The organism is Salipiger sp. (genome assembly GCF_048261495.1).
Taxonomy (GTDB): domain Bacteria; phylum Pseudomonadota; class Alphaproteobacteria; order Rhodobacterales; family Rhodobacteraceae; genus Salipiger.
Map to the genome: position 1 here is coordinate 600,485 of NZ_JBLXFX010000001.1, position 24,265 is coordinate 624,749.

Here is a 24,265-nt window from a genome sequence, read left to right on the forward strand (position 1 = left end):
GGCGCCATGGGGGTCAGGGCGCCGCCCGACGGGTCAGGAGGTTGACCCGCCTCAGAGCAGGAAGTTGTCGCTGTCGAGCATGTGCACGCCGGTCAGGACAAGCTGGAAATCGGCCATGGAATCGCCGTCGGTATCCGCCTGGATGATCGTGTCCGTGCCATTGTCGAAGGCGCGCAACTCGCCCGCCGTTCCGGTGAAGTCGGCACTGCCGACGAACATCAGATCCTGGTTGCCGGCCATGGTGGTGTCACCGTCGATGCGGCTCAGTTCGATGCGTTCGTTCATGGTGAAGTCGGTGATCCGATCCGCCATGCCGGGGGCGCTGTCGGCCTGGTTGAAGAAGATGAATCGGTCCATCCCCTCGCCACCGGTCAGCGTGTCGGCGCCGCCGTTGCCGTAGAGCGCATCGTTGCCGATGCCGCCGTCGATCATGTCGTTGCCGTCACGGCCGTAAAGCCGGTCCGACCGCATCCCGCCGCTCAGCATGTTGTCCATGCCGTCGCCCCAGATCGCATCCGCCCAGCGCGAGCCTTCGACGTTCTCGATGTTCATGAGCGTGTCGCCCAGACCGTCGCCGATCCCGGAGACCGCGCCGGTCATGTCGATGCGCACCCGGTCGGCCGCGCCCGCATAGCTGGCCCAGTCCATGCCGTCACCGCCGTCGAGCATGTCTGCCCCGGCGCCGCCTTCCAGCGTGTCGCTGCCCATGTCGCCGTGCAGCATGTCGTTGTCGGTGCCGCCCATGAGGTGGTCGTCTCCGCCCCCGCCCATGACCGTGTCGTCGCCGGCGCCCGCGTCGTACATGTCATCCATGTCGCCCAGCATCACCTCGATGCTGGCGGCCATGCGCATGTCCTCAAGCAGGTCCAGCGCCTGGGTGACCGAGATCGTCTCGATCTCGCCTGCGGCCGAGGGCAGGATCGGGACATAGCCGTCCTGGGTGCCGTCGACTTCGCCGCCGGTGCCCGTGCCGATCCCCAAGGGAACGTCCATGCCGTGGATGACGATCTCGCGGAAGGTCAGGGGCATGAGATCCGCCGCGGTGTAGCTCGCGCCGGTCACCGGGCTGAAGAAGGCGGTGTCATCCGCAAGGTCGAAGCTCTGGATATAGACGAGCTGACCGTTCTCGTCGGTCACCGAGACTGCGCCGTCCTGAAGCAGCGGCAGAAGAATGTCGCCGTAGGACGGCACCCCTTCGAGAACCTCGACGATCCCGTCGCGGTCGGTATCGCTGAACAGCGTCGGGGTCATCGCGTCGGTGGGGTTGCCCATCGCGTCGAACGTGCCGTGGATGTGCATCAGGTGCGCATCCTCGGCGGTGAGGCCGTCCGCGACGACCAGCACGTTGATGTACTGGGTGCCGTCCGCTTCGGTGTTGATCGCCACCAGGGCGTCGCCCGTGACGCCGGAACTGTTCAGGGCCGAAAGATCCACGTGATAGACCGCTTCAAGATCGCTGCGGCCGAGAAATGCCGCGTAGGATGTGAAGGATTCTCCGAGATGTGCCATTGGCGTGCCTCCCTTGGGTCATTGGCGCAAAGTCGATTGCGCCCGTAGACACGCAGCCCGCCGGGGGGGAGTTTCAGATTTTCGGATTCTTTTTCCGGATCGGCCTCAGGCGGCGAAATACCCCCGCAGGATGCGGGTGTAGATCGCCTTGAGCTGGTCGATCTGCGCGACCGGAACGCATTCGTCGACCTGGTGCATGGTCTTGCCGACGAGGCCGAATTCGACCACCGGGCAGTGATCCTTGACGAAGCGGGCGTCGGAAGTGCCGCCCGAGGTGGACAGAACCGGCGTGATCCCGGTTTCCGCCGTCACCGCGTCCGCGATCAGGTCGGACAGCGCGCCCGGCGGGGTCAGGAAGCTTTCTCCGGAGATCTTGATGCGCAGATCCGTGGTGGTGCCGAATTCCGCGTCGAGCCGCGCGGCCTCGGCCCGCAGCCAGTCCGAGAGCGAGGCCCCGCTGTGGGTATCGTTGAACCGGATGTTCACGGTGGCGCGGGTCTGCGCGGGGATGACGTTGGTCGCAGGGTTTCCGGTGTCGATGGTGACCACGGCAAGGGTCGAGGCATCGAAATGCTCCGTTCCCTCGTCCAGAGTGTGCGAGGCGAGCCGATCCATGAGCCGCGCCATCGCCGGCATCGGGTTCAGGGCGCGGTGCGGATAGGCCGAATGCCCCTGCCGCCCGGTGACGGTGAACCAGGCCGACATCGACCCCCGGCGCCCGATCTTCATCATCTCGCCCATTTCCGAAGGGCAGGTGGGTTCGCCGACGAGGCAGGCCGACATCGCTTCGCCCTCGGTCGCCATCCAGTCGAGCAGGGCGACGGTGCCGTCGGTCGCGTCGCCTTCCTCGTCGCCGGTGATCGCCAGGACGATCGCGCCGTCGGGCGGGGTGTCGGTCACGAAATCCACGGCAGCGGCGGCAAAGGCTGCCACCCCGCTTTTCATGTCGGTCGCGCCGCGCCCGTAGAGGATGCCGTCGCGGATCTCGGCCCCGAAGGGCGCGGCGGTCCAGGCGGCCTCGTCCCCCACGGGAACGACGTCGGTATGGCCGTTGAACCCGAAGGTGCGGGCGTGGCCCTTGTCGCCCCAGCGGGCAAAGAGGTTGGCAACCCCGTTGCGATCGACCCGGGTGCAGCGGAAGCCGGCGGCAGAGAGCCGCCCCTCCAGAAGGGCCAGCGCGCCGCCTTCGGCGGGCGTCACCGAGGGGCAGCGGATCAGGTCGGCGGTCAGTTGCACGGGGTCGGTCGTCATGGTCGGTCTCCGGGGTCGCTGGAACGATGGCTACCCCGCGCCGCGCGCCAAGGCAAATGTGGCGAAAATGGCGCAGGGATGCGGCGCTCGGGGGGCGCAAACGTTACCAATGGCTTAACGGACGGCAATTCCGCGTGTTAGCGTAGCTCAACCACAAAAACGCCGGGCAGGCGGGCAGTACACCGATCGCACACAGCTAGCCGCGCGCAGCAGCGGGCAAGCCGGACATGCATGGCGCACGCGTCCGTTTCCGGCCGACACGGGGCTGGCATGGTCGCTGCATCGCAACTTCCGATCAACACGAACGCGAGCGCCATGCAGATGGCGCAGACCATCTTCGGCGACGGCGTCTCGGTCGTGTCGGCCAGCTACACGGGCGACAGCCGGTCTTCGGGCATCTTCACGGACGGGCTCGACACCTCTCCCGGCGTGGCGCCGTCCGACACGGGGGTGATCCTGTCGACGGGCCGGGCGCAGGATTTCACCAACAGCGCGGGCGGCTGGTGGTGGGGGCCGCCGAACCAGGCCAACCAGGACACGAACACCTCGACCAACACCTCCGGGCCGACCAACAACAGCCAGTTCAACGCGGCGGCAGGGACAACCACCTACGACGCCTCCTGGCTGGACGTGGATTTCATCCCGACCGGCAACGTGATGACGATGCAGTTCGTCTTTTCCTCCGAGGAATATCCCGAATACACCACCTCGCAGTACCAGGATTTCGTCGGCGTCTGGGTCAACGGCGTGCAGGTCGAACTGGCGGCGGGGGATGGCGACATCGACCCGCTCAACATCAATGCCGGGGTCAATCCGAACCTGTTCCTGTCCAACACCAACAGCGAATACAACACCGAGATGGACGGCTTCACCGTCACCCTGACCCTGACGATGTACGTCAATCCGGGGCAGGTGAATTCGATCCGCATCGGGGTCGCGGACGTGGTGGATTCCAACTACGATTCCAACCTGCTGATCGCCGGAAACTCCGTGCAGACGACGCTCGTGGCGATGGAGGACATGGCCTCTGTCTATCCCGAGGGCTCCGTCACCATCGACGTGCTGGCCAACGACCTGAACCACACCGGCGGCGTGATGACGATCACCCATGTGAACGGCATCGCCGTGGGCGCGGGCGATTCCGTGACGCTGGCCACCGGGCAGGTGGTCACCCTGAATGCCGACGGCACCCTGACCTTCACCGGCAACGGCGATGTGGAGGAGGTCAGCTTCACCTACGGCGTGGAAAGCTCGACCGGTGCCTCCGACACCGGGATGGTGAACGTCTCGTCGATCCCCTGTTTCGTGGCGGGAACGCTGATCGACACGCCGGACGGCGCGCGCGCCGTGCAGACCCTGCGTCCCGGCGATCTGGTCTCGACCCGCGATCACGGAGCGCAGCCGCTGCGCTGGATCGGCCGGCGTGTTGTCTCTGCGCGCGGGGCGATGGCGCCGATCCGCATCGCGGCGGGCACCTATGGCGATCATGGCGCGATCATGGTGTCGCCCATGCACCGCATCCTGTTGCGGGACGGGCTGGCCGAACTGCTGTTCGACGCGCCCGAGGTGCTGGTCGCGGCCAAGTCGCTGGTCAACGGCACCAACGTCCGCCCGGTCGAGGGCGGCGCGGTGGAATACGTGCACCTGCTGTTCGACCGGCACGAGATCCTCTGCGCCAACGGGCTGGACAGCGAAAGCCTGCTGATCGGGGCGATGACCAACACCCTGTTTCCGGACGAGTCGCTGGACGAGATCGTGCAGCTTTTCCCGGAGCTGGATCTTGCCACGGGCCGGGGCTACAGCCCCTCCGCCCGCCGTATCCTGCGCCCCTACGAGGCGCGGCTTCTGACGACACGGGTCGCGGCATGAGCTGGATCGGCATCGCCGGGGGCGAAAAGCGCTGGACCGATCCTCAGGTCTTCTCCGCGGCGCTGGGTTCGCGCGACAAGCTGCTTGCCAAGGGGTCGCTGATGATCGAGACGCGGCTGTCGCCCGACGGCCGCCCGCAGACCCTGCTGGCCTACGAGCGCAGCCACCCCTGGCCGGGCAGCCTGTCGCTTCAGGCGATCCCCGGGGGCAGCCTCGTGCTGGTGATGTGCCAGGGGGGAGAGGTCTTTCACACCCTGCTGGATTACCCGGCGGATTCCCGGACCGATGTGCTGCGGGTGACCTTCTCGTGGGATTCGGAGCGGCGCTGGGGGCGGCTGGCGCTCGAACGGCCGGAAAGCGACACCGTGGCGCTGCGCGAAACGCCCGCCCCGCCGCCGCTGGTGCTCGAGGACATCCACACGATGACCCGGCGCCCGCAACTGTGCCGCACGGATCGGGACGTGGTGTTCTTTGCCGTCTCGGACGAGATCGAGCCGGTCGGCCCGCTGCCGTCGGTGCTGGGCAACACGCCGGTCAGCACGCCCCGCGGGCCGCGCGCGCTGGGCGAACTCAAGCTGGGCGATACCGTTCTGACCCGGGACAGCGGCCCGGTGCCGGTGCTGCACGCGGTCAGCCGCGTGGTTCCGGCGCTGGGGTCGTTCCAGCCGGTGCGGCTGCGCGCCCCCTATCTCGGGCTCAAACGTGACCTGGTGATGGCGCCGCACCAGCGGCTGGTGATCGGCGGGACCGAGGTGGAATACATCTTCGGACGCGAGTCGGTCCTGGTGCCGGCGGTGAGCCTGGTCAACGGCTTTGCCGCCGTGCACGAAGAGGGGCACCTCCTGGTGCGCTACGCGCAGGTGCTGCTGCCGGGGCATTCGGCCTTCATGTCCGCCGGGGCGGCGCTGGAAAGCCTCTACGTGGGACGGTTGCGCCGTGACCGGGAGCGGCTGGGCGCCTCGGTTCTGGCGGAGTGTCCGCCGCGGCTGATGCCCGAGCAGCACCGGTCGGGCTACCAGGTTCTGCGGCCCTTCGAGGCGATCACCCTCGCCGAGGCGCGGGCGGCCTGACGCCGAGGGGGCGCTGACCCTGCCCGCCAGCGGAGGACCCCCCGGTATATCGCGGGCCGGCAGAAACCGGGGTCAGTCGTCCTTGTCGCCGTAGAAGGGCGTGAGCTGAGCGACGATGACGGAGTTTTCCTCGAGGGCGCGGGCCATGAGGGCGCGTTCCTCGTCGTCGATCTCGTGTCCCTGTGCAACGCGCTCCTCTTCGGTGCCGTAGCCGGTGACGTCGAGAGGGGCGAGGTCGGCCTGTTTCAGGATGGCGACGGTTTCGCGCACGGCCTCTGCCTCGTCCACGCCGGAGGCGTAGCACATCAGTGCTGCGCCCGTCGCCTTGTCGGGCAGGCCGTCACCGGCCTTGCGCCCGACCTCGACGAGGAGGGTGTAGACTTGCTGTTTCGACGGCTTGTTCGCGCCCATGGCGACCTCCTGACCCTGCTCGCGCGGGGATGGGGGAGGGCGCGGCGGCTGTCAAGCGCCGGTATCGCCTTGAGGGGCCGCGATCAGCTTCGCATCTTGCGGTAGCCCCAGATCAGCAGGCTGGCGCCGAGAATGCCGACGATGAGCTGGGGAATCCAGCTGTTGGCGGCGTAGATGCCGAGCAGCGACAGGATCGTGTTCAGCACCACGGCGCCGACGATGCCCAGAATGATGTTCAGCAGAATGCCGGTGTCCGCCTTCATGATCATGCTGGCGATCCAGCCGGCCAGACCTCCGACGATGATGGATGCGATGATGCCGAGTCCCATGGAATGCCCCTTGGTGTTCCGAAAATACGGGACTTAACGTTCCGGCGCGGCATCCGGTTCCCTGCCGCGCCGGAAAGCCCGGTCAGTCGCGGAGCAGTTCGTTGATGCCGGTCTTGGAACGGGTGCGTTCGTCGACGCGCTTCACGATCACCGCGCAATAGAGGCTGATGCCGTTCCTGGACGGCATGGAGCCGGCGACGACCACCGAGTAGGGGGGGACTTCGCCGTACATGACTTCGCCGGTCTCGCGGTCGACGATCTTGGTCGACTGGCCGAGGAAGACGCCCATTCCGAGGACCGAGCCCTCGCGGACGATGACGCCTTCGACCACTTCGGAGCGGGCGCCGATGAAGCAGTTGTCCTCGATGATGGTGGGACCGGCCTGCATCGGTTCCAGCACGCCGCCGATGCCGACGCCGCCGGAGAGGTGCACGCCCTTGCCGATCTGGGCGCAGGAGCCCACCGTTGCCCAGGTGTCGACCATGGTGCCGCTGTCGACATAGGCACCGAGGTTGACGAAAGAGGGCATCAGCACGACGCCGGGGGCGATGTAGGCGGATTTGCGCACGACGCAGTTGGGCACGGCGCGGAAGCCCGCGGCCTTCCACTGGCTGTCGCCCCAGCCCTTGAACTTGCTGTCGACCTTGTCCCACCAGCCGGAGCCCTGCGGGCCGCCGTCCTGAAGCTCCATGTCCTTGATGCGGAAGCCGAGGAGCACGGCCTTCTTGGCCCATTGGTTGACGTGCCAGTCGCCGTTTTCCTGCCGTTCGGCGACGCGCAGGGTGCCGCTGTCGAGGGCGTTCAGCGTGTCTTCGATGGCGTCGCGGGATTCGCCGGTGGTGGCGGGGGTGATCTGGTCGCGCGCCTCCCAGGCGGCTTCGATGGCGGCTTCGAGCTGGGCGTTGGACAAGTCGGGTTCCTCCTGGTCGGAATGCGGGTCTGACGCCCTATAGCGGGGCGGGGCGCGGGCGGCAATGTCGCCGGGGGCGCTGCCCCCGTCCGCGGCGCGGACTCCCCCGGGATATTTCCGGCCAGAAGAGGCCTGCCTCAGTCGGGAAGGGGATCGGGCGCGACATTGCCCCCGCAGAGCAGGACGGCGACGCGTTCGCCCGGTTCCGGTACGTAGGCACCGGAGCGCAGCGCGGCGAGGGCGGTCGCCCCGGCGGGTTCGACGAGCAGGCGGTGGGTCTGCCAGAGGGCGCGCTGCGCTTCGGTGATGGCGGCATCGCCGACGAGGGTCGTGGCGGCGAGACGGGACTGCGCGAGGCCGAAGCAGATATCGCCGATGCGGCGGGCTCCGAGCGCGTTGGCCGCGACGCCGGAGACCTCGACATCGACGGGTTTGCCGGCCTCCAGCGCCGCGTCGAGGGCGCGGGAGGTCTCGGGCTCCACTGCGACGACCCTGCGTCTGCCCTGCAGCCAGGCGAGGGCCCCGGCAATGAGCCCGCCGCCGCCGACCGCGATGAGCAGCGTATCCGCCTCGAGGCCCTGTTCCTCCCATTCGCGGGTCAGCGTGCCCTGTCCGGCGACGGTCGCGGGGGCGTCGTAGGCGTGGATCTGCATGGCGCCGGTTTCGGCCTCGTATTCACGGGCGGCGTCGAGCGCGTTGGCATATTCGCCGGGCACGACGGTGAGGGTGGCGCCGGTGCGGCGGATCAGGGCGATCTTGGCGGGGCCGGCCATTTCGGGCACGAAGATCTGCGCCCGGTGGCCGAGTGCGGTGGCGGCATGGGCCACCGCGGCGCCGTGGTTGCCGCCCGAGGCCGCGACGACGCCGGCCGCGGGCACCTCGCGCGAGAGCAGCGTGTTGAAGGCGCCGCGGGCCTTGAAGCTGCCGGTGTGCTGCATCTGTTCGAGCTTCAGCGCCACCGGCGCCTGCCAGAGGTCGCTCGACTGGATCACGGGCGTGCGCCGGATATGGCCGTCCAATCGGGCGGCGGCGTCGTTTACGGCGTGTTTCCAGTCCATTGTCATGCTCCCGGCGCTGGCGCGTTGCGTGCGAACGCTATAGTCAGGACTGACGCAGGACAAGGATACCCGCCGAGATGCATGACGACCGCCACTCCGTCTTCCGCGATGCCGGACGCGACCGCGAAGCCGCCGAGCAGATCCCCGACACGCCGCAGACCCGAGCGCCGTCCTACCGTCTGGCCTTTGCCGACGAGGAATTCCTGTGCCGGGACGAGCTGCGCCCGGTGCGGCTGCAGCTGGAGCTTCTGAAGCCGCAGCTGCTGATGGACGAGCGGCGGATCGATTCCACCGTCGTGCTTTTCGGCGGGGCGCGGATTCCGGCGCCGGAGGAAAAGCACACGGCCCGGACGGAGACGCTGGCGGAGCTGTCGCGCTTCTATGACGAGGCGCGGATCTTTGCGCAGAAGATGACGCGGAAGTCCATGGAAACGGGCAACCGGGAATATGTCATCACCACAGGCGGCGGGCCGGGCGTGATGGAGGCGGGCAACCGCGGTGCACAGGAGGCCGGCGGCGTGTCCATCGGGCTCAACATCGTGCTGCCGCACGAGCAGGCGCCGAACGAATACGTGACGCCCGAGCTGTGCTTCAACTTCCACTACTTCGCGATCCGCAAGATGCATTTCCTGATGCGCGCGCGGGCGATCTGCGTCTTTCCCGGCGGCTTCGGCACTTTGGACGAGATGTTCGAGGCGCTGACCCTGATCCAGACCGGCCGGATGGAGCGGGTGCCGTTCCTGCTGTTCGGGCGCGCCTTCTGGGAGCGGATCATCAATTGGGATGCGCTGCAGGATGCGGGCACGATCAGCCCGGAAGACCTCGACCTGTTCCGGTTCGTCGAGACGGCGGACGAAGCCGCCGCGATCATCGACGAATGGAATCCCGAGCCGCCGCGCAACGACATGCCGGGTCGCTGAAACGGTCACGCCAACGCGCGAAGGGGAGGGCGCTGCCTCCCCCGGATCGTGCTGCATTGCATCGGAGTTGAGGGCGTCAGCCGCGCTGGATCTCTTCCGCGACGGCGGCGGGTTTGCTGCGCTCGACCCAGCGCGCGATGACGGCGCGGGCCTGATCCTCGTCCAGGGCGGAGATGGCGCCGCGCAGGTCCTTGAGCGCGGTGGCGATCTCGATCTCCGACAGGTAGCTTTCCTGGGCGCGCAGGATCTTGTGATGCGGCGTGGTCAGCATGTCGGGCGAGATCAGCAGTTCCTCGTGCAGCTTTTCGCCCTTGCGCAGGCCGGTGATCTTGATCTCGATATCCCCGTCGGGATGCTTGTCGTCCTTCACCGTATAGCCGGCGCCCTCGATCATCTGGCGGGCCAGCTTGCGGATCGGCACGGGGTCGCCCATGTCGAGCACGAAGACATCGCCGCCGCGGGCGAAGGAGCCGGCCAGAAGCACGAGGCGCGCGGCCTCGGAAATGGTCATGAAGTAGCGCGTGACCTTGGGGTCGGTCAGGGTGACCGGACCGCCGCGGGCGATCTGTTCCTCGAACAGCGGAATGACCGACCCGGAGGAGCCGAGAACGTTGCCGAACCGCACCATGGAAAAGCGCGTGCCCGAGCTGCGGGTTGCGAGGTCCTGCACGACAAGTTCGGCGAGGCGCTTGGAGGCGCCCATCACGTTGGTCGGGCGCACGGCCTTGTCCGAGGACACCAGGATGAACCGTTCGACACCGGCTTCGCGCGCGGCGTCGGCCAGGATCTTGGTGCCGATGACGTTGTTGCGCATGCCGGACAGCACGTTGCACTCGACCAGCGGCAGGTGCTTGTAGGCGGCGGCGTGCAGCACGACGTCGATGTCGTAATCCGCGAGGACGCGGGCCATCAGCGTCTCGTCCTGAACGGAGCCGAGGATCGGTGCGATGGTCAGCCCGTCCGACAGGTCGCGCAGTTCCTTGTCGATGTTGTAGAGCGACAGCTCCGAGTGATCGAGCAGCACCACGCAGGCCGGTTTGCAGGCGATGAGCTGGCGGCAGAGTTCGGAGCCGATCGAGCCGCCGGCGCCGGTGATCAGGATGCGGCGGCCGGAATAGGCGTGGCTGACGCCCGGAAGCTCGGCCTCGAGCCGGTTGCGGCCGAGCAGGTCGTCCAGGGACACCGGCGAGACGCGCTTCTTGAGCTCGCCCTCGCCCACCAGTTCGGCAAAGGAGGGCAGGGCGTGCACTTCGCAGCCGATGGCGCGCAGGCGGTGTGCGATGCGGGCCAGTTCCGGTTGCGAGATCGAGGGCATCGCCAGCACGACGCGGTCGATGGCCTTGTCGGTGATGAGTTCCTTGATCGCCGAGGAGGCATGAACCCGCAGACCCGAGATCACCAGGCTCTGCAGCGTGGGGTTGTCGTCGACGAAGGCGACCGGGTCGATGAAATCGTCGTGGCGCAGCGCGGCGACAAGCTGCTGGCCGGTCTGACCCGCGCCGTAGATCAGAACGCGCATGCGGTGCTGGCCGCGACGGTAGATCTGCATGGTGACGTAGCGCAGGCCGATCCGCCAGGAGGCGCAGAGCACGAGCAGCAACATCGTGAAAATGAAATAGACCGCGCCCGGCAGCGGCGGGGCGATCATCGCGTCGAGCAGGATGCCGGCGACGCCGATGATGACGGCGAACCAGGCGGTGCGCGTGATGCCGCGGGTTTCGTAGGCGTTGAGCTTGATCCGCGGCAGTCCCAGCTTCCACGAGGTGAGGCCACCGAGCGCGACCAGCGCGCCGATCAGCGGCAACAGGTTGATCAGCATGGGAAGATCGGCCCGGACGGTCGCATTCAGGATCAGGGCCGAGAACATCGCGACGCCGATCATTCCGGCGTCCATGAGCATGAAGAGAATCTGTTTCTGCGACCGCGTCAGAGACGTGACGATCTTGTAGAACATGTATTCCGTCCTCCACGAACGCAGTAGTTTCAACGCACTCTTTAAAACGGTGGTGCTATCTTCCGGTTTACGGCCAGTGATCAACCACGGATTCGCAACAAGTCTGCCTATCGAGTCATCAAATTCATCCGCTTTGTACGCGATTGCCCAAACATTGGACAAGACTCGAATTGCTGCAGGTGCGAGAATGCGCGGGAAACCACCGATTACACGCCGATTTTGCCCGTCAGGTCGGCAAAAGTACCGCCTCTGCCCGTTAAAGTCGCACATCCGCCCGGCGGGTGCGGCGCGGGATCATTCGCATTGAGCCCTTTCTTCGGGCGCTCTCCTGCGCTATGAGCCGCGGCTATCCGGCCCGGGGCAGGGGTCCCGGGCCGGAAAAATCTTAAGGAGTGCCAGATGGGCTACAAAGTGGTCGTAGCCGGTGCCACGGGCAACGTGGGCCGCGAAATGCTGAACATCCTCGCCGAGCGCGAGTTCCCGGTGGACGAGATCGCGGTGCTTGCATCGCGCAGATCGCTCGGCACCGAGGTGAGCTTCGGCGACAGGACCCTCAAGACCCAGGATCTCGCCACATTCGATTTCACCGGGTGGGACATGGCGCTGTTCGCCGTGGGCTCGGGCCCGACCAAGGAATTCGCGCCGAAGGCGGCCAAGGCGGGCTGCGTGGTGATCGACAACTCGTCGCTCTACCGCTACGACCCGGACGTGCCTCTGATCGTGCCGGAGGTGAACGCCGATGCCGTGATGGGCTATACCAAGAAGAACATCATCGCGAACCCGAACTGTTCGACCGCGCAGATGGTCGTGGCGCTGAAGCCGCTGCATGACCGGGCGCGGATCAAGCGCGTCGTCGTCTCGACCTACCAGTCGGTGTCCGGTGCGGGCAAGGAGGGCATGGACGAGCTCTGGGATCAGACCAAGGCGGTCTACAACCCGACCGACGACAAGCCCGCGAAGAAGTTCACCAAGCAGATCGCCTTCAACGTGATTCCGCATATCGACGTCTTCATGGAGGACGGCTCGACCAAGGAAGAGTGGAAGATGGTGGCCGAGACCAAGAAGATCGTGGACCCGAGCATCAAGGTCACCGCGACCTGCGTGCGCGTTCCGGTCTTCGTCGGCCACTCCGAGGCGATCAACATCGAGTTCGAGGAATTCCTCGACGAGGACGAGGCCCGCGACATCCTGCGCGAGGCGCCCGGCATCCTGGTGATCGACAAGCGCGAGGACGGCGGCTACGCGACGCCGGTCGAATGCGTGGGCGATTACGCGACCTTCATCAGCCGCATCCGTCAGGATTCGACCATCGACAACGGTCTGAACCTCTGGTGCGTCTCGGACAACCTGCGCAAGGGCGCGGCGCTGAACGCGGTGCAGATCGCCGAAGTGCTGGGCCAGAAGGCGCTGAAAAAGGGCTGATCCTGCCCGCAGGCACGACATTGCAGGGGGCCGGAGCGCAAGCTTCGGCCCTTTTTGCGGGCGGGACTATACCAAAGGTCAGTCCGTCTGTGCGGCAGAGCGCGGGGCCTAACCCTCGGGCCGCTGGCGCCGGAGCGGGCGCAAATGCTACTCCTTTGCCAACAGCGGATGAAACGCCGCAGCCCCCGCCAGAATGGCCAACCCGTTCATCCAGGAGCCGTTCCATGACCATCGACCTCACCGACATCGCCCGTGGCCGCCGCATCACCGCCCTCGCAGCGCGGGATCTTCTGATCTGCGAACGTCACGACCGTCCGCCCTTCGGTCTGGTGGCGCGCGCCCTGCGGTTCTTCGATACGCTGATCTGATCCGCGTCACGGCCTGCGCACCGGCCCGTCCGTCCGGCCTCTCTCCGCCACGTCCGGACTCGGGCGCCTCACCGCCGGGGACCTCTCCGCCCCGCGCGCGGTGCGCCCCCTCCACGCCCCCCGTGCCCATCCCCCCATCCGGCGGCGGCACGTTGCGACCCCGCGCTCCGGGTGCCGCACGGAGGGGCGTGACGACAGCGAACGCAGCCACAAGGCTTCGTTTCCGATGTGATGTGAAAGTCGCAAATTGTCGAAAACTCTCGGGATCGCCCCAATTCCGCCCGACTCCGCGGCGAAGCTTCCGGGATTGGCAAGGAGATGCCCCATGCGTATCCAGACACAGGATGCGGCCGGCTGGGCCGGAGCCCAGTCCCTTCCAGCCGCACTCGACTGCGAGACCGCCGCGCTGATGCGGCAGTTTCTCGGACCGCTCTTCGAAATGGCGAAAAGCTGGACGGACCTGTCCCGCGCCCTCGCGGCGAAAGGGTTCCAGATCGCCTTCCGTGACGGACGGCTGTTGCTGCTGAATTCCGATACCGGACTGCCGATCTGCACCGGACGCGCCGTCGGCTACCCGCTGAAGACGCTGTCGCAGCGGCTCGGCCGGCCCTGCATCCGGGTCAGCCCGGATGGTCACGCAGGGCGGCTGAACGCCTGAACCGTCCGATCAGATCTCGGCGAATTCGTCGAGTTTGGGATCGTAGGCGTGCAGCGACCCGGTGCCGATCTCGTGCCAGACGCCGTGCAGCGTCAGGTCCTGCGAATCGACAGCCTCCTTGACGAAGGGAAAGGTCATCAGGTTGCCGAGCGAAACCAGAACCGATTCCTTTTCGAGCGCGGTATTCATGTCCGCCGGTCCGGCGTTGACCACCTTTTCGTAGCCGGGGCGGAGAATATCCATCCAGCGTCCGACAAAGCTCGACTTTTCCTCGAGTTGCGGGGCCTTGCCCGAACACATGTCGAGACAGCCCTGCACGCCGCCGCAGCCGGAATGCCCCATGACGATCACATGCGCGACCTTGAGCGCGGTCACCGCGTATTCCACCGCGGCCGAGGTCCCGTGCTGGTTGCCGTCGGGCTGGTAGGGCGGCACGAGGTTGGCGATGTTGCGGTGGATGAAGAATTCCCCGGTGTCCGCGCCGAAGATCGACGTGACATGCACCCGGCTGTCGCAGCATGAAATGATCATCGCCCTCGGATGCTGCCCCTGGGAGGCCAGCCGCCGATACCACGCGTGATTTTCCGCGTAGCTGGTCGCCTTCCAGCCCTGGAACCTTTGGACGAGATAATTGGGAAGCGGTCGTGCGGCCTGCATCACTCTCTCCGGCGTCAGATGGTTTGCGAAGGCAATACGCGGAATTCAAATGGAATTCGAGAGAAGAAATGCTTCCGGTATAATGTTTCGGGAAGGAGAGTGCCGTATCAAGGCAAGGCCGTGGGGGCGAGAACGAGAGGACGATCGTGGTGAAACGGGTAGCTGTGCTTGCACCAAGCGAAAAAGCCGGGCTGGATCCGGAACGACTGGACGCGCTCTTTGTCCGGATGGGGCCCGTCGCCGGTGAGGATGCCGTCTGCCGCGCGATGGAGGAACTTGCCTACAATCTCGGACGGGCCGACCGGCTTCATGTCGCGGGCGATCTGGAAAACATGCTGTCCTGTACGCAGGCGCTGGGCCGGATCGCGGATGAAATCGGCATGTGGAAGCTGCATCGCGTGGCCGAAGACGTTGCCCAGTGCATCCAGGACGGCGATGGCGTGGCGGTGGCCGCCACCCTGGCGCGCATGGCGCGGGTCGGAGAGCGGTCGCTCTACGCCGTCTGGGATTTGCAGGACCTCTCGGTCTGACCCCTTGCAGGCACGGCGCGCTGGGGTAGGGTCCGGTCTGACAAGAACCGGAGCTTCGCCATGCCCTTTGCCTTTGCCGCCGCTGAATCCGGGGCCACCCCCCTTCACGTGATCGAGCAGGAGGCGCTGGCCGGCTGGCTGGACTCCGCGCCCGAAAGCACGGCGGCCTGGGTCGCCGGCAACGGATTCAAGGGCGCAATCGGGGAAACCCTGCTCATCCCCGGACCCGACGGCAGGCCGATCGCGGCGCTTGCCGGTTACGGCAGCGCAGAGCGTCGCCGCCGCGGCCGCTTTGCCCTGGCCGCCGCCGCCGCGAAACTTCCCGTGGGCACCTATGCGCTGTCCGGGCCCTTTCCCGATCCCGACCGGCTGGAGGAAGAGGCCCTCGGCTGGTTGCTGTCCTCCTATGCCTTCACCCGCTACCACGGCACGCCCCGCGACGCTGCCCGTCTTGTCGCCCCGGAGGGAATCGACGCCGCGCGCATCGAATGCCTCGCCGCGTCCGAGGCGCTGACCCGCGATCTGGTCAACACCCCGTCGTCCGACATGGGGCCGGAGGAACTCGAACGGGCGGCCCGCGCGCTGGCCGAGGAATTCGGCGCCTCGGTCGAGGTCATCACCGGCGACGACCTGCTCAGCGCGAACTTCCCGATGATCCACGCCGTCGGCCGCGCCAGCCCGCGCGCCCCGCGCCTGATCGACCTGACCCGCGGCACCACCGGCCCCAAGGTGACGCTGGTCGGCAAGGGGATCGTCTTCGATACAGGCGGGCTCAACATCAAGCCCGGCAGTTCCATGGGGCTGATGAAAAAGGACATGGGCGGTGCGGCCAACGTGCTCGGCCTCGCGCGGATGATCATGGCGCTGGACCTGCCGCTGCAACTGCGCGTGCTGATCCCGGTGGCGGAAAACGCCATCTCGGGCAATGCCTTCCGCCCGCAGGACATCCTCACCTCGCGCAAGGGCCTCACGGTCGAGATCAACAACACCGATGCCGAGGGGCGGCTGGTTCTGGCCGATGCCCTCGCCCTCGCCGACGAGGGGCGCCCCGATCTCATCGTCTCAATGGCGACGCTCACCGGCGCGGCCCGTGTCGCCGTCGGCCCGGAACTGGCGCCCTTCTACACCGATGACGAACCGCTCGCGGCGGCGCTTTCCGCCTCCGGTGCGCGCATGGCCGACCCGCTCTGGCGGATGCCGTTCTGGCCCGGCTACGAAAGCCGGATCGAGCCGGGCATCGCCGATCTCGACAACGCGCCCGCCGGCGGCATGGCGGGCAGCATCACCGCGGCCCTGTTCCTGCGCCGCTTCGTCACCGAAACGCCGCGCTACGCGCATTTCGACATCTACGCCTGGAACCCGGCCGCCGCGCCCGCCTGCCCCAAGGGCGGGCTGGGGCAGGGGCCCCGCGCCATCCTCGGCGCCCTGAGCGCGGTGTTCGACCTGTGAGCGACCGCCGCCTGACGCCCGCGAACGGCCGCGTCGCCGCCGCCCATCTCCGCGGCCTGGTCGAGGCCGAGCACTTCTCCGAAGGCCGCCGCGCCACCATCCGGCCCTCGGTCGCCAACCTGCTGGAAAGCCAGGGCGGCCGGCGCGAGCGCCAGCTCCTGCACGGCGCCGAGGTCGTCGAATACGAGGATGTCGACGGCTGGTCCTTCGTGCAGTCCCTCGCCGACGGCTATGTCGGCTATCTGCGCAGCGACATGGTCAACGACGATCTTGCCGACGAACCGGCGATGGCCGCGACCCACCGCGTCGTCACCCGCGCCACCCATGCCTACCGCCAGCCCGACATCAAATCCCGCGAGGCGCTCTGGCTCAGCCTCGGTGCGCGGGTCGAGGTGACGGGGCGGGACGAAACCTTTCTCCACACCACCAGCGGATACGTTCCCGCGCGGCACCTCGCGCCCCTCGAAGAGACCGCGACGGACCCGGTTGCCGTTGCCGAACGGCTGCTCGGCACGCCCTATCTCTGGGGCGGCAATTCCTCGCAGGGGATCGACTGTTCCGGCCTCGTGCAGGGCGCGCTGCTGCTCTGCGGGTGCGATTGTCCCGCCGACAGCGACCTGCAACAGGCCGCGCTCGGCGACACGCTGCCGCCGGACACCGAACCCCGGCGCGGCGATCTGCTGTTCTGGAAGGGTCATGTCGCCTGGGTTGCCGGACCGGACCTGCTGCTCCATGCCAATGCCCACCACATGGCCGTGGCCTTCGAACCGCTGGTGGCCGCCGTTGCGCGGATCGAGGCCAACGGCGACGGCCCCGTCACCCGTCACGCCCGCCTTCCCCTGACCTGACCGACCGGAGACCGAGACATGTCCAGCGATCCCTTCTTTCACCCCGTCTCCGGCATGGACCTGCCGCGCTTCGCCGGGGTGGCCACCTTCATGCGGCTGCCGCTGGTGACGCCGGACCATCCGCGCTTCCCCGAGGTGCAGGTCGGCCTCGTCGGCGTGCCCTGGGACGGCGGCACCACCAACCGCCCCGGCCCGCGCCACGGCCCGCGCCAGTTGCGCGACCATTCGACCATGGTGCGCGCCCAGCACGGCGTTTCCGGGATGCGCCCGTTCGAGACGCTGGCCTGCGCCGATCTTGGTGACGTCGGTCCCAACCCCGCCGACATCCAGGACAGCATGGCCCGGATCACCGCCTTCTACGACAGGCTGGTGGCCAACGGCACGCGGCCGCTGACCGCCGGGGGCGATCACCTCACCTCCCTGCCGGTGCTGCGCGCGCTCGCACGGGAACGCCCGCTGGGCATGATCCATTTCGACAGCCACACCGACCTGTGGCATTCGTATTTCGGCGGCACGATGTTCACCCACGGCACCCCGTTCCGCCGCGCGGTCGAGGAAGGCCTGCTCGACCCGAAACGCATGGTCCAGATCGGCATTCGTGGCCCGATGTATGATTCCGAGGACCGCGACTTCGCAAAGGCCGAGGGCATCCGCATCATCACGATCGAGGAGTTCCACGCCCGCGGAGTCTCGGATGTCATGGCCGAAGCCCGCGAGATCGCGGGAACGGGCGAAACCTATGTCAGCTACGACATCGACTTCGTCGACCCCACCTTCGCCCCCGGCACCGGGACGCCCGAAATCGGCGGCCCCAATTCCTGGCAGGCGCTTCAGGTGGTGCGCGAGCTGACCGGCGTCACCATCGTCGGCGCCGACCTTGTCGAGGTCTCGCCCCCCTTCGACGCGACGGGCGGCACCGCCTTCCTCGGCATCACGATCATGTTCGAACTGCTGTGCAAGATGGCCGAAAACGCCGCCTGACCGCGCCACGGGGCCCGCATCGGCGATCCGCGCCGGGTGCGGGGCTCACTCCACCGGACGGATCAGCTTGCGCTCCAGCACCCGCAGCACGGTGCGCAGATCGTGGCCGCGCTTCAGCACCTGCCCCTCCAGGCTGATGACGGCATATTCGCCCTGCCGGTTGCGCAGCTTCGGACGCTTCTCGATCCGGTAGAGCGGATTCTCCGCGGTCCGTCGAAAGACCGAGAACACCGCAACGTCGCGCAGCGAGGAAATCCCGTAATCCCGCCACTCTCCGGCCGCGACCATGCGCCCGTAGAGGGAAAGGATGACGCTCAACTCGGTCCGGTGAAAGGCGACGACATCCGCCCCGCCGCGCCGATCCGGAAAAGGTGTAAGGCTGTTCATTCCCCGAATCTGCGCCCGAACCCTCCGCAAATCAAGCGTCTCGCCGGATCCGGGATCGTCCCGCGGCATCTTCTGGCGCGAAATATCCCGGGGAGTCCGCCGCAAGGCGGACGGGGCAGCGCCCCGGGACGGTCCCGAAGTTTCCGATCCGCTCCATCGCCGGGGGACGATCCTCCGATTGCGACAATTCATGCACGGAATCCGGCTTGCCAGATCGCGCGGCCTGGCATATCTGCCGCAGCGGGACACCCTTCCCCAACGAAGGGCATCTATCTGTAAGGTTAGGCTACATGGCTCACAAGCACCCCACCGCACGCCCGGCGAATCCGCGTTTTTCGTCCGGCCCCTGCGCCAAGATCCCCGATTTCTCCGTCGACATGCTCGCCGATGCCGCGCTCGGGCGCTCGCATCGCGCCAAGATCGGCAAGGACAAGCTCAAGGCCGCCATCGACGGCACGCGCGAGATCCTGAACATTCCCGCCGACTACCGCATCGGCATCGTTCCCGCGTCCGATACCGGCGCCGTGGAGATGGCCATGTGGTCGCTGCTCGGACAGCGCAAGGCGACGATGGTCGCCTGGGAAAGCTTCGGCGCCGGTTGGGTGACCGACGTGGTCAAGCAGCTCAAGATCGACGCCGAAGTCCGGACCGCCGATTACGGCCGGATCGTCGACTTCGCCGAGATCGACTTCGACACCGACGTGGTCTTCACCTGGAACGGCACCACCTCCGGCGTGCGCGTGCCGAACGGCGACGCGATCCCCGCCGACCGTGCCGGCCTCACCATCTGCGATGCGACCTCGGCCGCCTTCGCGCAGGATCTGCCCTGGGACAAGCTCGACGTCACCACCTTCTCCTGGCAGAAGGTCATGGGCGGCGAAGCGGCCCACGGCATGCTGATCCTCAGCCCCCGCGCCGTCGAGCGGCTGGAAAGCTACGTGCCCGCATGGCCCATGCCCAAGATCTTCCGCATGACCAAGGGCGGCAAGCTGATCGAAGGCATCTTCGTCGGCGAAACGATCAACACGCCCTCCATGCTCGCGGTCGAGGACTACCTCGTCGCGCTCGACTGGGCGAAGAAGATCGGCGGCCTGCCGAAGCTGATGGAGCGGGCGTCCACCAACGCCAAGGTGCTCTGGGATTTCTGCGACCGCAACGACTGGCTTGCCAACCTGGCCGAGGACCCGGCGACGCGCTCGAACACCTCCGTCTGCCTCAAGTTCACCGATCCCCGGATCAAGGACGGCGCCGCCTTTGCCAAGGCCGTCGCCAAGAAGCTCGAGACCTATGACGCGGCCTATGACGTCGGCGCCTATCGCGACGCCCCGGCCGGCCTGCGGATCTGGTGCGGCGCGACGGTCGAATCCTCGGATGTCGAGGCGCTGACCCTCTGGCTGAAATGGGCCTTCGAAGAAGAGATCGAAGCGCAGACCGCCACCGCCTGAGCGCGATCTTCCGACATGAAATCGGGGCCCCCGCCGGCCCCGGACACTCTCCCCGTATTCAAAAGGACCACGCCAATGGCCCCCAAGGTTCTCATTTCCGACAAGCTGTCGGACGCCGCAATCCAGATCTTCAAGGACCGCGGCATCGAGGTCGATTTCCGCCCCGAGCTGGGCAAGGACAAGGACGCCCTCGCCGCCGTGATCGGCAACTATGACGGTCTCGCCATCCGCTCGGCCACCAAGGTCACGCCGTCGCTGCTCGAACATGCCGCCAACCTCAAGGTGGTGGGGCGTGCCGGTATCGGCACCGACAACGTCGACAAGGAAGCCGCCTCCAAGAAGGGGGTGATCGTCATGAACACGCCTTTCGGCAACATGATCACCACCGCCGAGCATGCCATCGCGCTGATGTTCGCGGTCGCCCGCCAGATCCCCGCCGCCGACGCCTCGACCCAGGCCGGCAAGTGGGAGAAGTCGCGCTTCATGGGGGTCGAACTGACCGGCAAGACCCTCGGCGTGATCGGCGCGGGCAACATCGGCGGCATCGTCTGCAACCGTGCCGTCGGGCTCAAGATGAAGGTCGTGGCGTTCGATCCCTTCCTCTCCGAGGAAAAGGCCGAGCAGATGCATGTGGAGAAGGTCGAACTCGACGACCTGCTCAAGCGGGCCGATTTCATCACCCTGCACGTGCCGCTGACCGACGGAACCCGCAACATCCTCTCGGCGCAGAACCTCGCCAAGACGAAAAAGGGCGTGCGGATCATCAACTGCGCCCGCGGCGGTCTGGTGGACGAGGCCGCGCTGGCCGAGCTGATCAAGTCGGGCCATGTCGCCGGTGCCGCCTTCGACGTCTTCTCCGAGGAACCCGCCACCGAGAACCCGCTGTTCGGCCTGCCCAACGTGGTCTGCACGCCGCACCTCGGCGCCTCGACCTCGGAAGCGCAGGAGAACGTCGCGCTGCAGGTGGCCGACCAGATGGCCAACTACCTGCTGACCGGCGCCGTCGAGAACGCGCTGAACATGCCGTCGGTCACCGCCGAGGAAGCGAAGGTCATGGGCCCGTGGATCAAGCTTGCCGGTCATCTCGGCAACTTCATCGGCCAGATGACCGACGAGCCGATCAAGGCGATCAACGTGCTCTATGACGGCCAGGCCGCCACCATGAACCTCGAAGCGCTGAACTGTTCGGCCATCGCGGGCATCATGAAGTCGATCTCGCCCGAGGTGAACATGGTCTCGGCGCCGGTCATCGCCAAGGAACGCGGCATCCGGATCTCGACCACCAGCCAGGAGCAGGCCGGCGTGTTCGAGGGCTACATCAAGATCACCATGGTCACCGACACCCGCGAACGGTCGATCGCGGGCACGGTATTCAGCGACGGCAAGCCGCGCTTCATCCAGATCAAGGGGATCAACATCGACGCCGAGGTGGGCGGGCACATGCTCTACACCACCAACAACGACGTCCCCGGCATCATCGGCAAGCTCGGCACCATGCTCGGCGATCACAAGGTCAACCTCGCGAACTTCACCCTGGGCCGTTCGGCACAGGGCGGCGAGGCGATCGCCATCGCCTATCTCGACGAAGCCATCGGCGCGGATGTCATCACCGCGCTGAAGGACACCGGCCTGTTCCAGCAGGTGAAACCGCTGGAATTCGACGTCGCCTGACGATCCGGGGCGGGCGGTGCACAATGCGCCGCCCGCCCCGCGCCCTCACCTCTGGTAGCGCCAACATTTTCCGCCGCGACGGGTTGTGCCCCGGCGCGGCTGCCGTCATCAAGAGGCAGGGAAAAGAGGGTGGGCCATGACTCCGATCTATGCCGTTGGCGATATCCACGGCCATGTCGACCAGCTGCACAAGGTGCTCAAGTACATCGAACGGGACGGCGGGCAGGATTGTCCGGTCGTCTTCGTCGGCGATTACGTGGACCGGGGGCCGAAATCCCGCGCGGTGATCGAAACGCTGATGCAGGGTCAGGCCGAGGGCAAGCCATGGACCTGCCTCATGGGCAACCACGACCGCTACGTGCTGCGGTTCCTCGAAGATCCCGACTACATCGATTCCGCGCCGTCGCGTCCGATCTACTGGACCGAACCGCCGCTCGGCGGGGCGCGGACGCTGGCCTCCTACGGGGTGGACGTGGACGAACGCCGCTCGCGCCGCGACATCCGCGACGATGCGCTCGACGCCATTCCGCAGGCGCATCGCGACTGGATCGCCGCCCTGCCGCGCTACCACGAAACCGACGATCAGATCTTCGTGCATGCGGGCCTGCGCCCCGGCGTCGCGCTCGAAGACCAGGTCGAGGACGACCTCGTCTGGATTCGCGGCCCCTTCCTCGATTTCGAGGGCGACTGGGGCAGGCTGGTGGTGCACGGCCATACCGCGCTCGACCAGCCGCAACTTTATCCCAACCGCCTGAACCTCGACGGCGGGGCGGGGTACGGACGCGCGCTGCGCCCCGCGCTGCTACTGGGCGGCGAGGTCTTTCTGCTCGGTCCCGAGGGGCGCAGCCGCCTCTAGCGCGCACCAGGCATCGTATTGCGCAAGGAACACCCGGCCGCTCAGCTCGTCGAGGAAATGCGACCGCTTGAGCCGGTCCATCACCGGGCCCTTCACCTCGGTCAGGTGCAGCTGGATGTTCAGCTCCGCCAACCGGCGGTTGATCTCCTCCAGCGTCTCCAGCGCGCTCATGTCGACCTCGTTCACCGCGGGGAACATCAGGATGACGTGGCGCAGTTCGGGCGAGGCGGCAACTCGGTTCAGCACGTAATCCTCCAGAAACCGGGCGTTGACGAAATAGAGGCTCTCGTCCACGCGCAGCGTCACGATCTCGGGCCGGGTTTCGACCCTGTGGCGCAGGATGTTGCGGAAATGGTGGGTGCCGGGGACGAGACCGACCTCGGCCACATGCGGTTTCGACGTCTTGTAGAGATGCAGGAAGATCGACAGCAGCACCCCGGCGGTCACCCCGACCTCGACCCCCACCAGCAGGGTCAGGACGATGGTCGCGGTGACGGCGGCGAAATCCACCATCGAATAGCGCCATGTCTTTCCGAGGATCGAAAAGTCCACGAGGCTCAGCACGGCCACGATGATCGTCGCGGCCAGCGTCGCGTTGGGCAGGAAGTAGAGCAGCGGCGTCAGCAGCAGCGTGGCGAGGCCGATTCCCACCGCGGTAAAGGCCCCGGCGGCGGGGGTTTCGGCGCCCGCGTCGAAATTCACCACCGAACGGGAAAAGCCGCCGGTCACCGGAAAGCCGCCCGAGAGCGCCGAGGCCACGTTCGACGCACCGAGTCCGATCAGCTCCTGGTCCGGGTCGATGCGCTGGCGCCGCTTCGCCGCCAGCGTCTGCGCGACCGAAACCGATTCGACGAAGCCGATGACCGAAATCAGGATCGCGGGCATCAGCAGGGCCGACCACATCTCCGGGCTGAACGAGGGCGCGGACAACGGCGGCAGGCCCGACGGGATGTCGCCCACCAGCTTCACCCCGTGCGCCCCGAGATCGAAGGCGCGGGCCAGCAGCGTCGTCACGGCGACGGCGGCCACCGGCCCGGCCTTGGCCAGCACATCGGTCATGCGCGGCCCCAGCCCGGACCGCAGCAGCAGCGGCTTCAGCCCCGTCCTCACCCAGAACAGGAAGGCCAGCGTCGCGCCCCCGATGGCAAGCGTGATGAGGTTGGTTTCGGTGAGGTGCTCGCCGAGGGAAATCAGCATCTCCAGCAGCGTGTGGCCCGACGCCCCGACCCCGAGCAGATGCTTGAGCTGCGAGGCGGCGATCAGCACGCCGGACGCGGTGATGAACCCGGCGATGACCGGGTGGCTCAGGAAATTGGCGAGAAAGCCCAGTTTCGACACGCCCAGCAGCACGAGGAACAGGCCCGAGATGAAGGCCAGCGTCACCGCCGCCTGCGCGATCTGCGCGGGCTCCGTCAGGCCTAGCTGCCCGACGGCGGCGGCGGTCATCAGCGACACCACCGCCACCGGCCCGACCGCCAGCGCCCGCGAGGTGCCGAAGATCGCATAGGCCACCAGCGGCAGGATCGAGGCATAGAGCCCCATCTCGGCCGGGAGTCCCGCGAGCAGCGCATAGGCCAGGGATTGCGGGATCAGCATGACCGTCACGATCACCGCCGCCACGAGATCCGAGGTTGCGATGTCCCGGTCGTAGCTCCGGGCCCATGTCAGGATCGGCAGATAGGTCGCAAGCGTCGCGCGGGAGAGGGGCATGG

23 protein-coding genes are annotated in these 24,265 nt (G+C 67.1%); 13 read left to right on the forward strand and 10 right to left on the reverse strand.

Annotated features, from left to right (window positions below; genetic code table 11):
- Positions 1-51 precede the first annotated feature (51 nt).
- Both ACN0RJ_RS02775 and dapE read right to left on the reverse strand, forming a co-directional pair.
- Positions 52-1,509 (reverse strand): calcium-binding protein, encoded by a 1,458-nt coding sequence (locus tag ACN0RJ_RS02775; RefSeq protein WP_417718465.1) that lies wholly within the window; start codon positions 1,507-1,509, stop codon positions 52-54.
- Positions 1,510-1,614: 105 nt separating this feature from the next.
- Positions 1,615-2,760, reverse strand: a complete 1,146-nt coding sequence (dapE, locus tag ACN0RJ_RS02780; protein WP_417723349.1) for a succinyl-diaminopimelate desuccinylase — start codon at positions 2,758-2,760, stop codon at positions 1,615-1,617.
- A gap of 270 nt (positions 2,761-3,030) precedes the next feature.
- Here dapE and ACN0RJ_RS02785 point away from each other — a divergent pair, with 270 nt between their 5' ends.
- Positions 3,031-4,629 (forward strand): Hint domain-containing protein, encoded by a 1,599-nt coding sequence (locus ACN0RJ_RS02785; RefSeq protein WP_417723350.1) that lies wholly within the window; start codon positions 3,031-3,033, stop codon positions 4,627-4,629.
- Entirely contained in the window at positions 4,626-5,699 is a 1,074-nt protein-coding gene (locus ACN0RJ_RS02790; RefSeq protein WP_417718462.1) for a Hint domain-containing protein, read from the forward strand. Before ACN0RJ_RS02785 ends, ACN0RJ_RS02790 begins: the two co-directional genes overlap by 4 nt.
- A gap of 72 nt (positions 5,700-5,771) precedes the next feature.
- Here the strand turns inward: ACN0RJ_RS02790 and ACN0RJ_RS02795 are convergent, their stop codons facing one another.
- The 4 genes from ACN0RJ_RS02795 to ACN0RJ_RS02810 all read right to left on the reverse strand — a co-directional run bounded on the left by ACN0RJ_RS02795 (position 5,772) and on the right by ACN0RJ_RS02810 (position 8,407).
- A complete protein-coding gene (locus ACN0RJ_RS02795) occupies positions 5,772-6,110 on the reverse strand; it encodes a hypothetical protein (RefSeq protein ID WP_417718461.1) in 339 nt (112 codons plus the stop codon).
- Between the two features lie 83 nt (positions 6,111-6,193).
- A complete protein-coding gene (locus ACN0RJ_RS02800) occupies positions 6,194-6,439 on the reverse strand; it encodes a GlsB/YeaQ/YmgE family stress response membrane protein (RefSeq protein ID WP_417718460.1) in 246 nt (81 codons plus the stop codon).
- A gap of 82 nt (positions 6,440-6,521) precedes the next feature.
- Entirely contained in the window at positions 6,522-7,349 is an 828-nt protein-coding gene (gene dapD, locus ACN0RJ_RS02805; protein ID WP_417718459.1) for a 2,3,4,5-tetrahydropyridine-2,6-dicarboxylate N-succinyltransferase, read from the reverse strand.
- Positions 7,350-7,486: 137 nt separating this feature from the next.
- Positions 7,487-8,407, reverse strand: a complete 921-nt coding sequence (locus ACN0RJ_RS02810) for a threonine/serine dehydratase (RefSeq protein WP_417723351.1) — start codon at positions 8,405-8,407, stop codon at positions 7,487-7,489.
- Between the two features lie 77 nt (positions 8,408-8,484).
- On the opposite strand from ACN0RJ_RS02810, the gene ACN0RJ_RS02815 reads away from it, so the two are divergent.
- Positions 8,485-9,327 (forward strand): TIGR00730 family Rossman fold protein, encoded by an 843-nt coding sequence (locus tag ACN0RJ_RS02815; protein ID WP_417718457.1) that lies wholly within the window; start codon positions 8,485-8,487, stop codon positions 9,325-9,327.
- Between the two features lie 76 nt (positions 9,328-9,403).
- Here the strand turns inward: ACN0RJ_RS02815 and ACN0RJ_RS02820 are convergent, their stop codons facing one another.
- Positions 9,404-11,281, reverse strand: a complete 1,878-nt coding sequence (locus ACN0RJ_RS02820) for a polysaccharide biosynthesis protein (RefSeq protein ID WP_417718456.1) — start codon at positions 11,279-11,281, stop codon at positions 9,404-9,406.
- A gap of 399 nt (positions 11,282-11,680) precedes the next feature.
- Between ACN0RJ_RS02820 and ACN0RJ_RS02825 the strand changes: the two genes are divergently transcribed.
- The 3 genes from ACN0RJ_RS02825 to ACN0RJ_RS02835 all read left to right on the forward strand — a co-directional run bounded on the left by ACN0RJ_RS02825 (position 11,681) and on the right by ACN0RJ_RS02835 (position 13,729).
- Positions 11,681-12,703: an aspartate-semialdehyde dehydrogenase gene (locus ACN0RJ_RS02825; protein WP_417718455.1), complete on the forward strand. Its 1,023-nt coding sequence runs from the start codon at positions 11,681-11,683 to the stop codon at positions 12,701-12,703.
- 224 nt (positions 12,704-12,927) lie between these two features.
- Positions 12,928-13,071 (forward strand): hypothetical protein, encoded by a 144-nt coding sequence (locus ACN0RJ_RS02830; RefSeq protein WP_417718454.1) that lies wholly within the window; start codon positions 12,928-12,930, stop codon positions 13,069-13,071.
- Positions 13,072-13,396: 325 nt separating this feature from the next.
- Positions 13,397-13,729, forward strand: coding sequence for a hypothetical protein (locus tag ACN0RJ_RS02835; protein ID WP_417718453.1), 333 nt, complete (start codon positions 13,397-13,399; stop codon positions 13,727-13,729).
- Positions 13,730-13,738: 9 nt separating this feature from the next.
- Here the strand turns inward: ACN0RJ_RS02835 and ACN0RJ_RS02840 are convergent, their stop codons facing one another.
- The gene (locus tag ACN0RJ_RS02840) at positions 13,739-14,386 is read right to left on the reverse strand and encodes a carbonic anhydrase (RefSeq protein ID WP_417718452.1); all 648 of its coding nucleotides are present in this window, start codon (positions 14,384-14,386) and stop codon (positions 13,739-13,741) included.
- 149 nt (positions 14,387-14,535) lie between these two features.
- Here ACN0RJ_RS02840 and ACN0RJ_RS02845 point away from each other — a divergent pair, with 149 nt between their 5' ends.
- The 4 genes from ACN0RJ_RS02845 to speB are packed head-to-tail and all read left to right on the forward strand — an operon-like array spanning position 14,536 to position 18,194.
- A complete protein-coding gene (locus ACN0RJ_RS02845; RefSeq protein WP_417723352.1) occupies positions 14,536-14,916 on the forward strand; it encodes a hypothetical protein in 381 nt (126 codons plus the stop codon).
- A 60-nt stretch (positions 14,917-14,976) separates the two neighbouring features.
- Positions 14,977-16,365 (forward strand): leucyl aminopeptidase family protein, encoded by a 1,389-nt coding sequence (locus ACN0RJ_RS02850; protein ID WP_417723353.1) that lies wholly within the window; start codon positions 14,977-14,979, stop codon positions 16,363-16,365.
- Complete coding sequence (locus ACN0RJ_RS02855) at positions 16,362-17,213, forward strand: NlpC/P60 family protein (RefSeq protein ID WP_417723354.1); 852 nt, start codon at positions 16,362-16,364, stop codon at positions 17,211-17,213. Before ACN0RJ_RS02850 ends, ACN0RJ_RS02855 begins: the two co-directional genes overlap by 4 nt.
- Before the next feature lie 18 nt (positions 17,214-17,231).
- Positions 17,232-18,194 (forward strand): agmatinase, encoded by a 963-nt coding sequence (gene speB, locus ACN0RJ_RS02860; RefSeq protein ID WP_417723355.1) that lies wholly within the window; start codon positions 17,232-17,234, stop codon positions 18,192-18,194.
- Positions 18,195-18,239: 45 nt separating this feature from the next.
- On the opposite strand, the gene ACN0RJ_RS02865 is transcribed toward speB, so the two are convergent.
- Complete coding sequence (locus ACN0RJ_RS02865) at positions 18,240-18,581, reverse strand: DUF2794 domain-containing protein (protein WP_417718447.1); 342 nt, start codon at positions 18,579-18,581, stop codon at positions 18,240-18,242.
- 290 nt (positions 18,582-18,871) lie between these two features.
- Here ACN0RJ_RS02865 and ACN0RJ_RS02870 point away from each other — a divergent pair, with 290 nt between their 5' ends.
- The 3 genes from ACN0RJ_RS02870 to ACN0RJ_RS02880 all read left to right on the forward strand — a co-directional run bounded on the left by ACN0RJ_RS02870 (position 18,872) and on the right by ACN0RJ_RS02880 (position 22,553).
- Positions 18,872-20,026: a phosphoserine transaminase gene (locus ACN0RJ_RS02870; protein WP_417723356.1), complete on the forward strand. Its 1,155-nt coding sequence runs from the start codon at positions 18,872-18,874 to the stop codon at positions 20,024-20,026.
- A 75-nt stretch (positions 20,027-20,101) separates the two neighbouring features.
- Entirely contained in the window at positions 20,102-21,697 is a 1,596-nt protein-coding gene (gene serA, locus ACN0RJ_RS02875; protein ID WP_417718445.1) for a phosphoglycerate dehydrogenase, read from the forward strand.
- A gap of 136 nt (positions 21,698-21,833) precedes the next feature.
- Positions 21,834-22,553: a metallophosphoesterase family protein gene (locus tag ACN0RJ_RS02880; protein WP_417718444.1), complete on the forward strand. Its 720-nt coding sequence runs from the start codon at positions 21,834-21,836 to the stop codon at positions 22,551-22,553.
- On the opposite strand, the gene ACN0RJ_RS02885 is transcribed toward ACN0RJ_RS02880, so the two are convergent.
- Complete coding sequence (locus ACN0RJ_RS02885; protein ID WP_417723357.1) at positions 22,500-24,263, reverse strand: SulP family inorganic anion transporter; 1,764 nt, start codon at positions 24,261-24,263, stop codon at positions 22,500-22,502. The genes ACN0RJ_RS02880 and ACN0RJ_RS02885 overlap by 54 nt on opposite strands.
- Between the last annotated feature and the right edge of the window lie 2 nt (positions 24,264-24,265).

What these genes read in the sequence shown, in the direction of transcription:
- ACN0RJ_RS02815 (WP_417718457.1), top strand. Translation starts at nt 8,485, where the DNA reads ATGCATGACGACCGCCACTCCGTCTTCCGCGATGCCGGACGCGACCGC.
- serA (WP_417718445.1), top strand. Translation starts at nt 20,102, where the DNA reads ATGGCCCCCAAGGTTCTCATTTCCGACAAGCTGTCGGACGCCGCAATC.
- ACN0RJ_RS02840 (WP_417718452.1), bottom strand. Translation starts at nt 14,386, where the DNA reads ATGCAGGCCGCACGACCGCTTCCCAATTATCTCGTCCAAAGGTTCCAG.
- ACN0RJ_RS02835 (WP_417718453.1), top strand. Translation starts at nt 13,397, where the DNA reads ATGCGTATCCAGACACAGGATGCGGCCGGCTGGGCCGGAGCCCAGTCC.
- ACN0RJ_RS02790 (WP_417718462.1), top strand. Translation starts at nt 4,626, where the DNA reads ATGAGCTGGATCGGCATCGCCGGGGGCGAAAAGCGCTGGACCGATCCT.
- ACN0RJ_RS02775 (WP_417718465.1), bottom strand. Translation starts at nt 1,509, where the DNA reads ATGGCACATCTCGGAGAATCCTTCACATCCTACGCGGCATTTCTCGGC.
- ACN0RJ_RS02795 (WP_417718461.1), bottom strand. Translation starts at nt 6,110, where the DNA reads ATGGGCGCGAACAAGCCGTCGAAACAGCAAGTCTACACCCTCCTCGTC.
- speB (WP_417723355.1), top strand. Translation starts at nt 17,232, where the DNA reads ATGTCCAGCGATCCCTTCTTTCACCCCGTCTCCGGCATGGACCTGCCG.
- ACN0RJ_RS02800 (WP_417718460.1), bottom strand. Translation starts at nt 6,439, where the DNA reads ATGGGACTCGGCATCATCGCATCCATCATCGTCGGAGGTCTGGCCGGC.
- ACN0RJ_RS02830 (WP_417718454.1), top strand. Translation starts at nt 12,928, where the DNA reads ATGACCATCGACCTCACCGACATCGCCCGTGGCCGCCGCATCACCGCC.
- dapE (WP_417723349.1), bottom strand. Translation starts at nt 2,760, where the DNA reads ATGACGACCGACCCCGTGCAACTGACCGCCGACCTGATCCGCTGCCCC.
- ACN0RJ_RS02850 (WP_417723353.1), top strand. Translation starts at nt 14,977, where the DNA reads ATGCCCTTTGCCTTTGCCGCCGCTGAATCCGGGGCCACCCCCCTTCAC.
- ACN0RJ_RS02885 (WP_417723357.1), bottom strand. Translation starts at nt 24,263, where the DNA reads ATGCCCCTCTCCCGCGCGACGCTTGCGACCTATCTGCCGATCCTGACA.
- ACN0RJ_RS02865 (WP_417718447.1), bottom strand. Translation starts at nt 18,581, where the DNA reads ATGAACAGCCTTACACCTTTTCCGGATCGGCGCGGCGGGGCGGATGTC.
- ACN0RJ_RS02870 (WP_417723356.1), top strand. Translation starts at nt 18,872, where the DNA reads ATGGCTCACAAGCACCCCACCGCACGCCCGGCGAATCCGCGTTTTTCG.
- ACN0RJ_RS02820 (WP_417718456.1), bottom strand. Translation starts at nt 11,281, where the DNA reads ATGTTCTACAAGATCGTCACGTCTCTGACGCGGTCGCAGAAACAGATT.
- ACN0RJ_RS02880 (WP_417718444.1), top strand. Translation starts at nt 21,834, where the DNA reads ATGACTCCGATCTATGCCGTTGGCGATATCCACGGCCATGTCGACCAG.
- ACN0RJ_RS02810 (WP_417723351.1), bottom strand. Translation starts at nt 8,407, where the DNA reads ATGGACTGGAAACACGCCGTAAACGACGCCGCCGCCCGATTGGACGGC.
- ACN0RJ_RS02825 (WP_417718455.1), top strand. Translation starts at nt 11,681, where the DNA reads ATGGGCTACAAAGTGGTCGTAGCCGGTGCCACGGGCAACGTGGGCCGC.
- ACN0RJ_RS02785 (WP_417723350.1), top strand. Translation starts at nt 3,031, where the DNA reads ATGGTCGCTGCATCGCAACTTCCGATCAACACGAACGCGAGCGCCATG.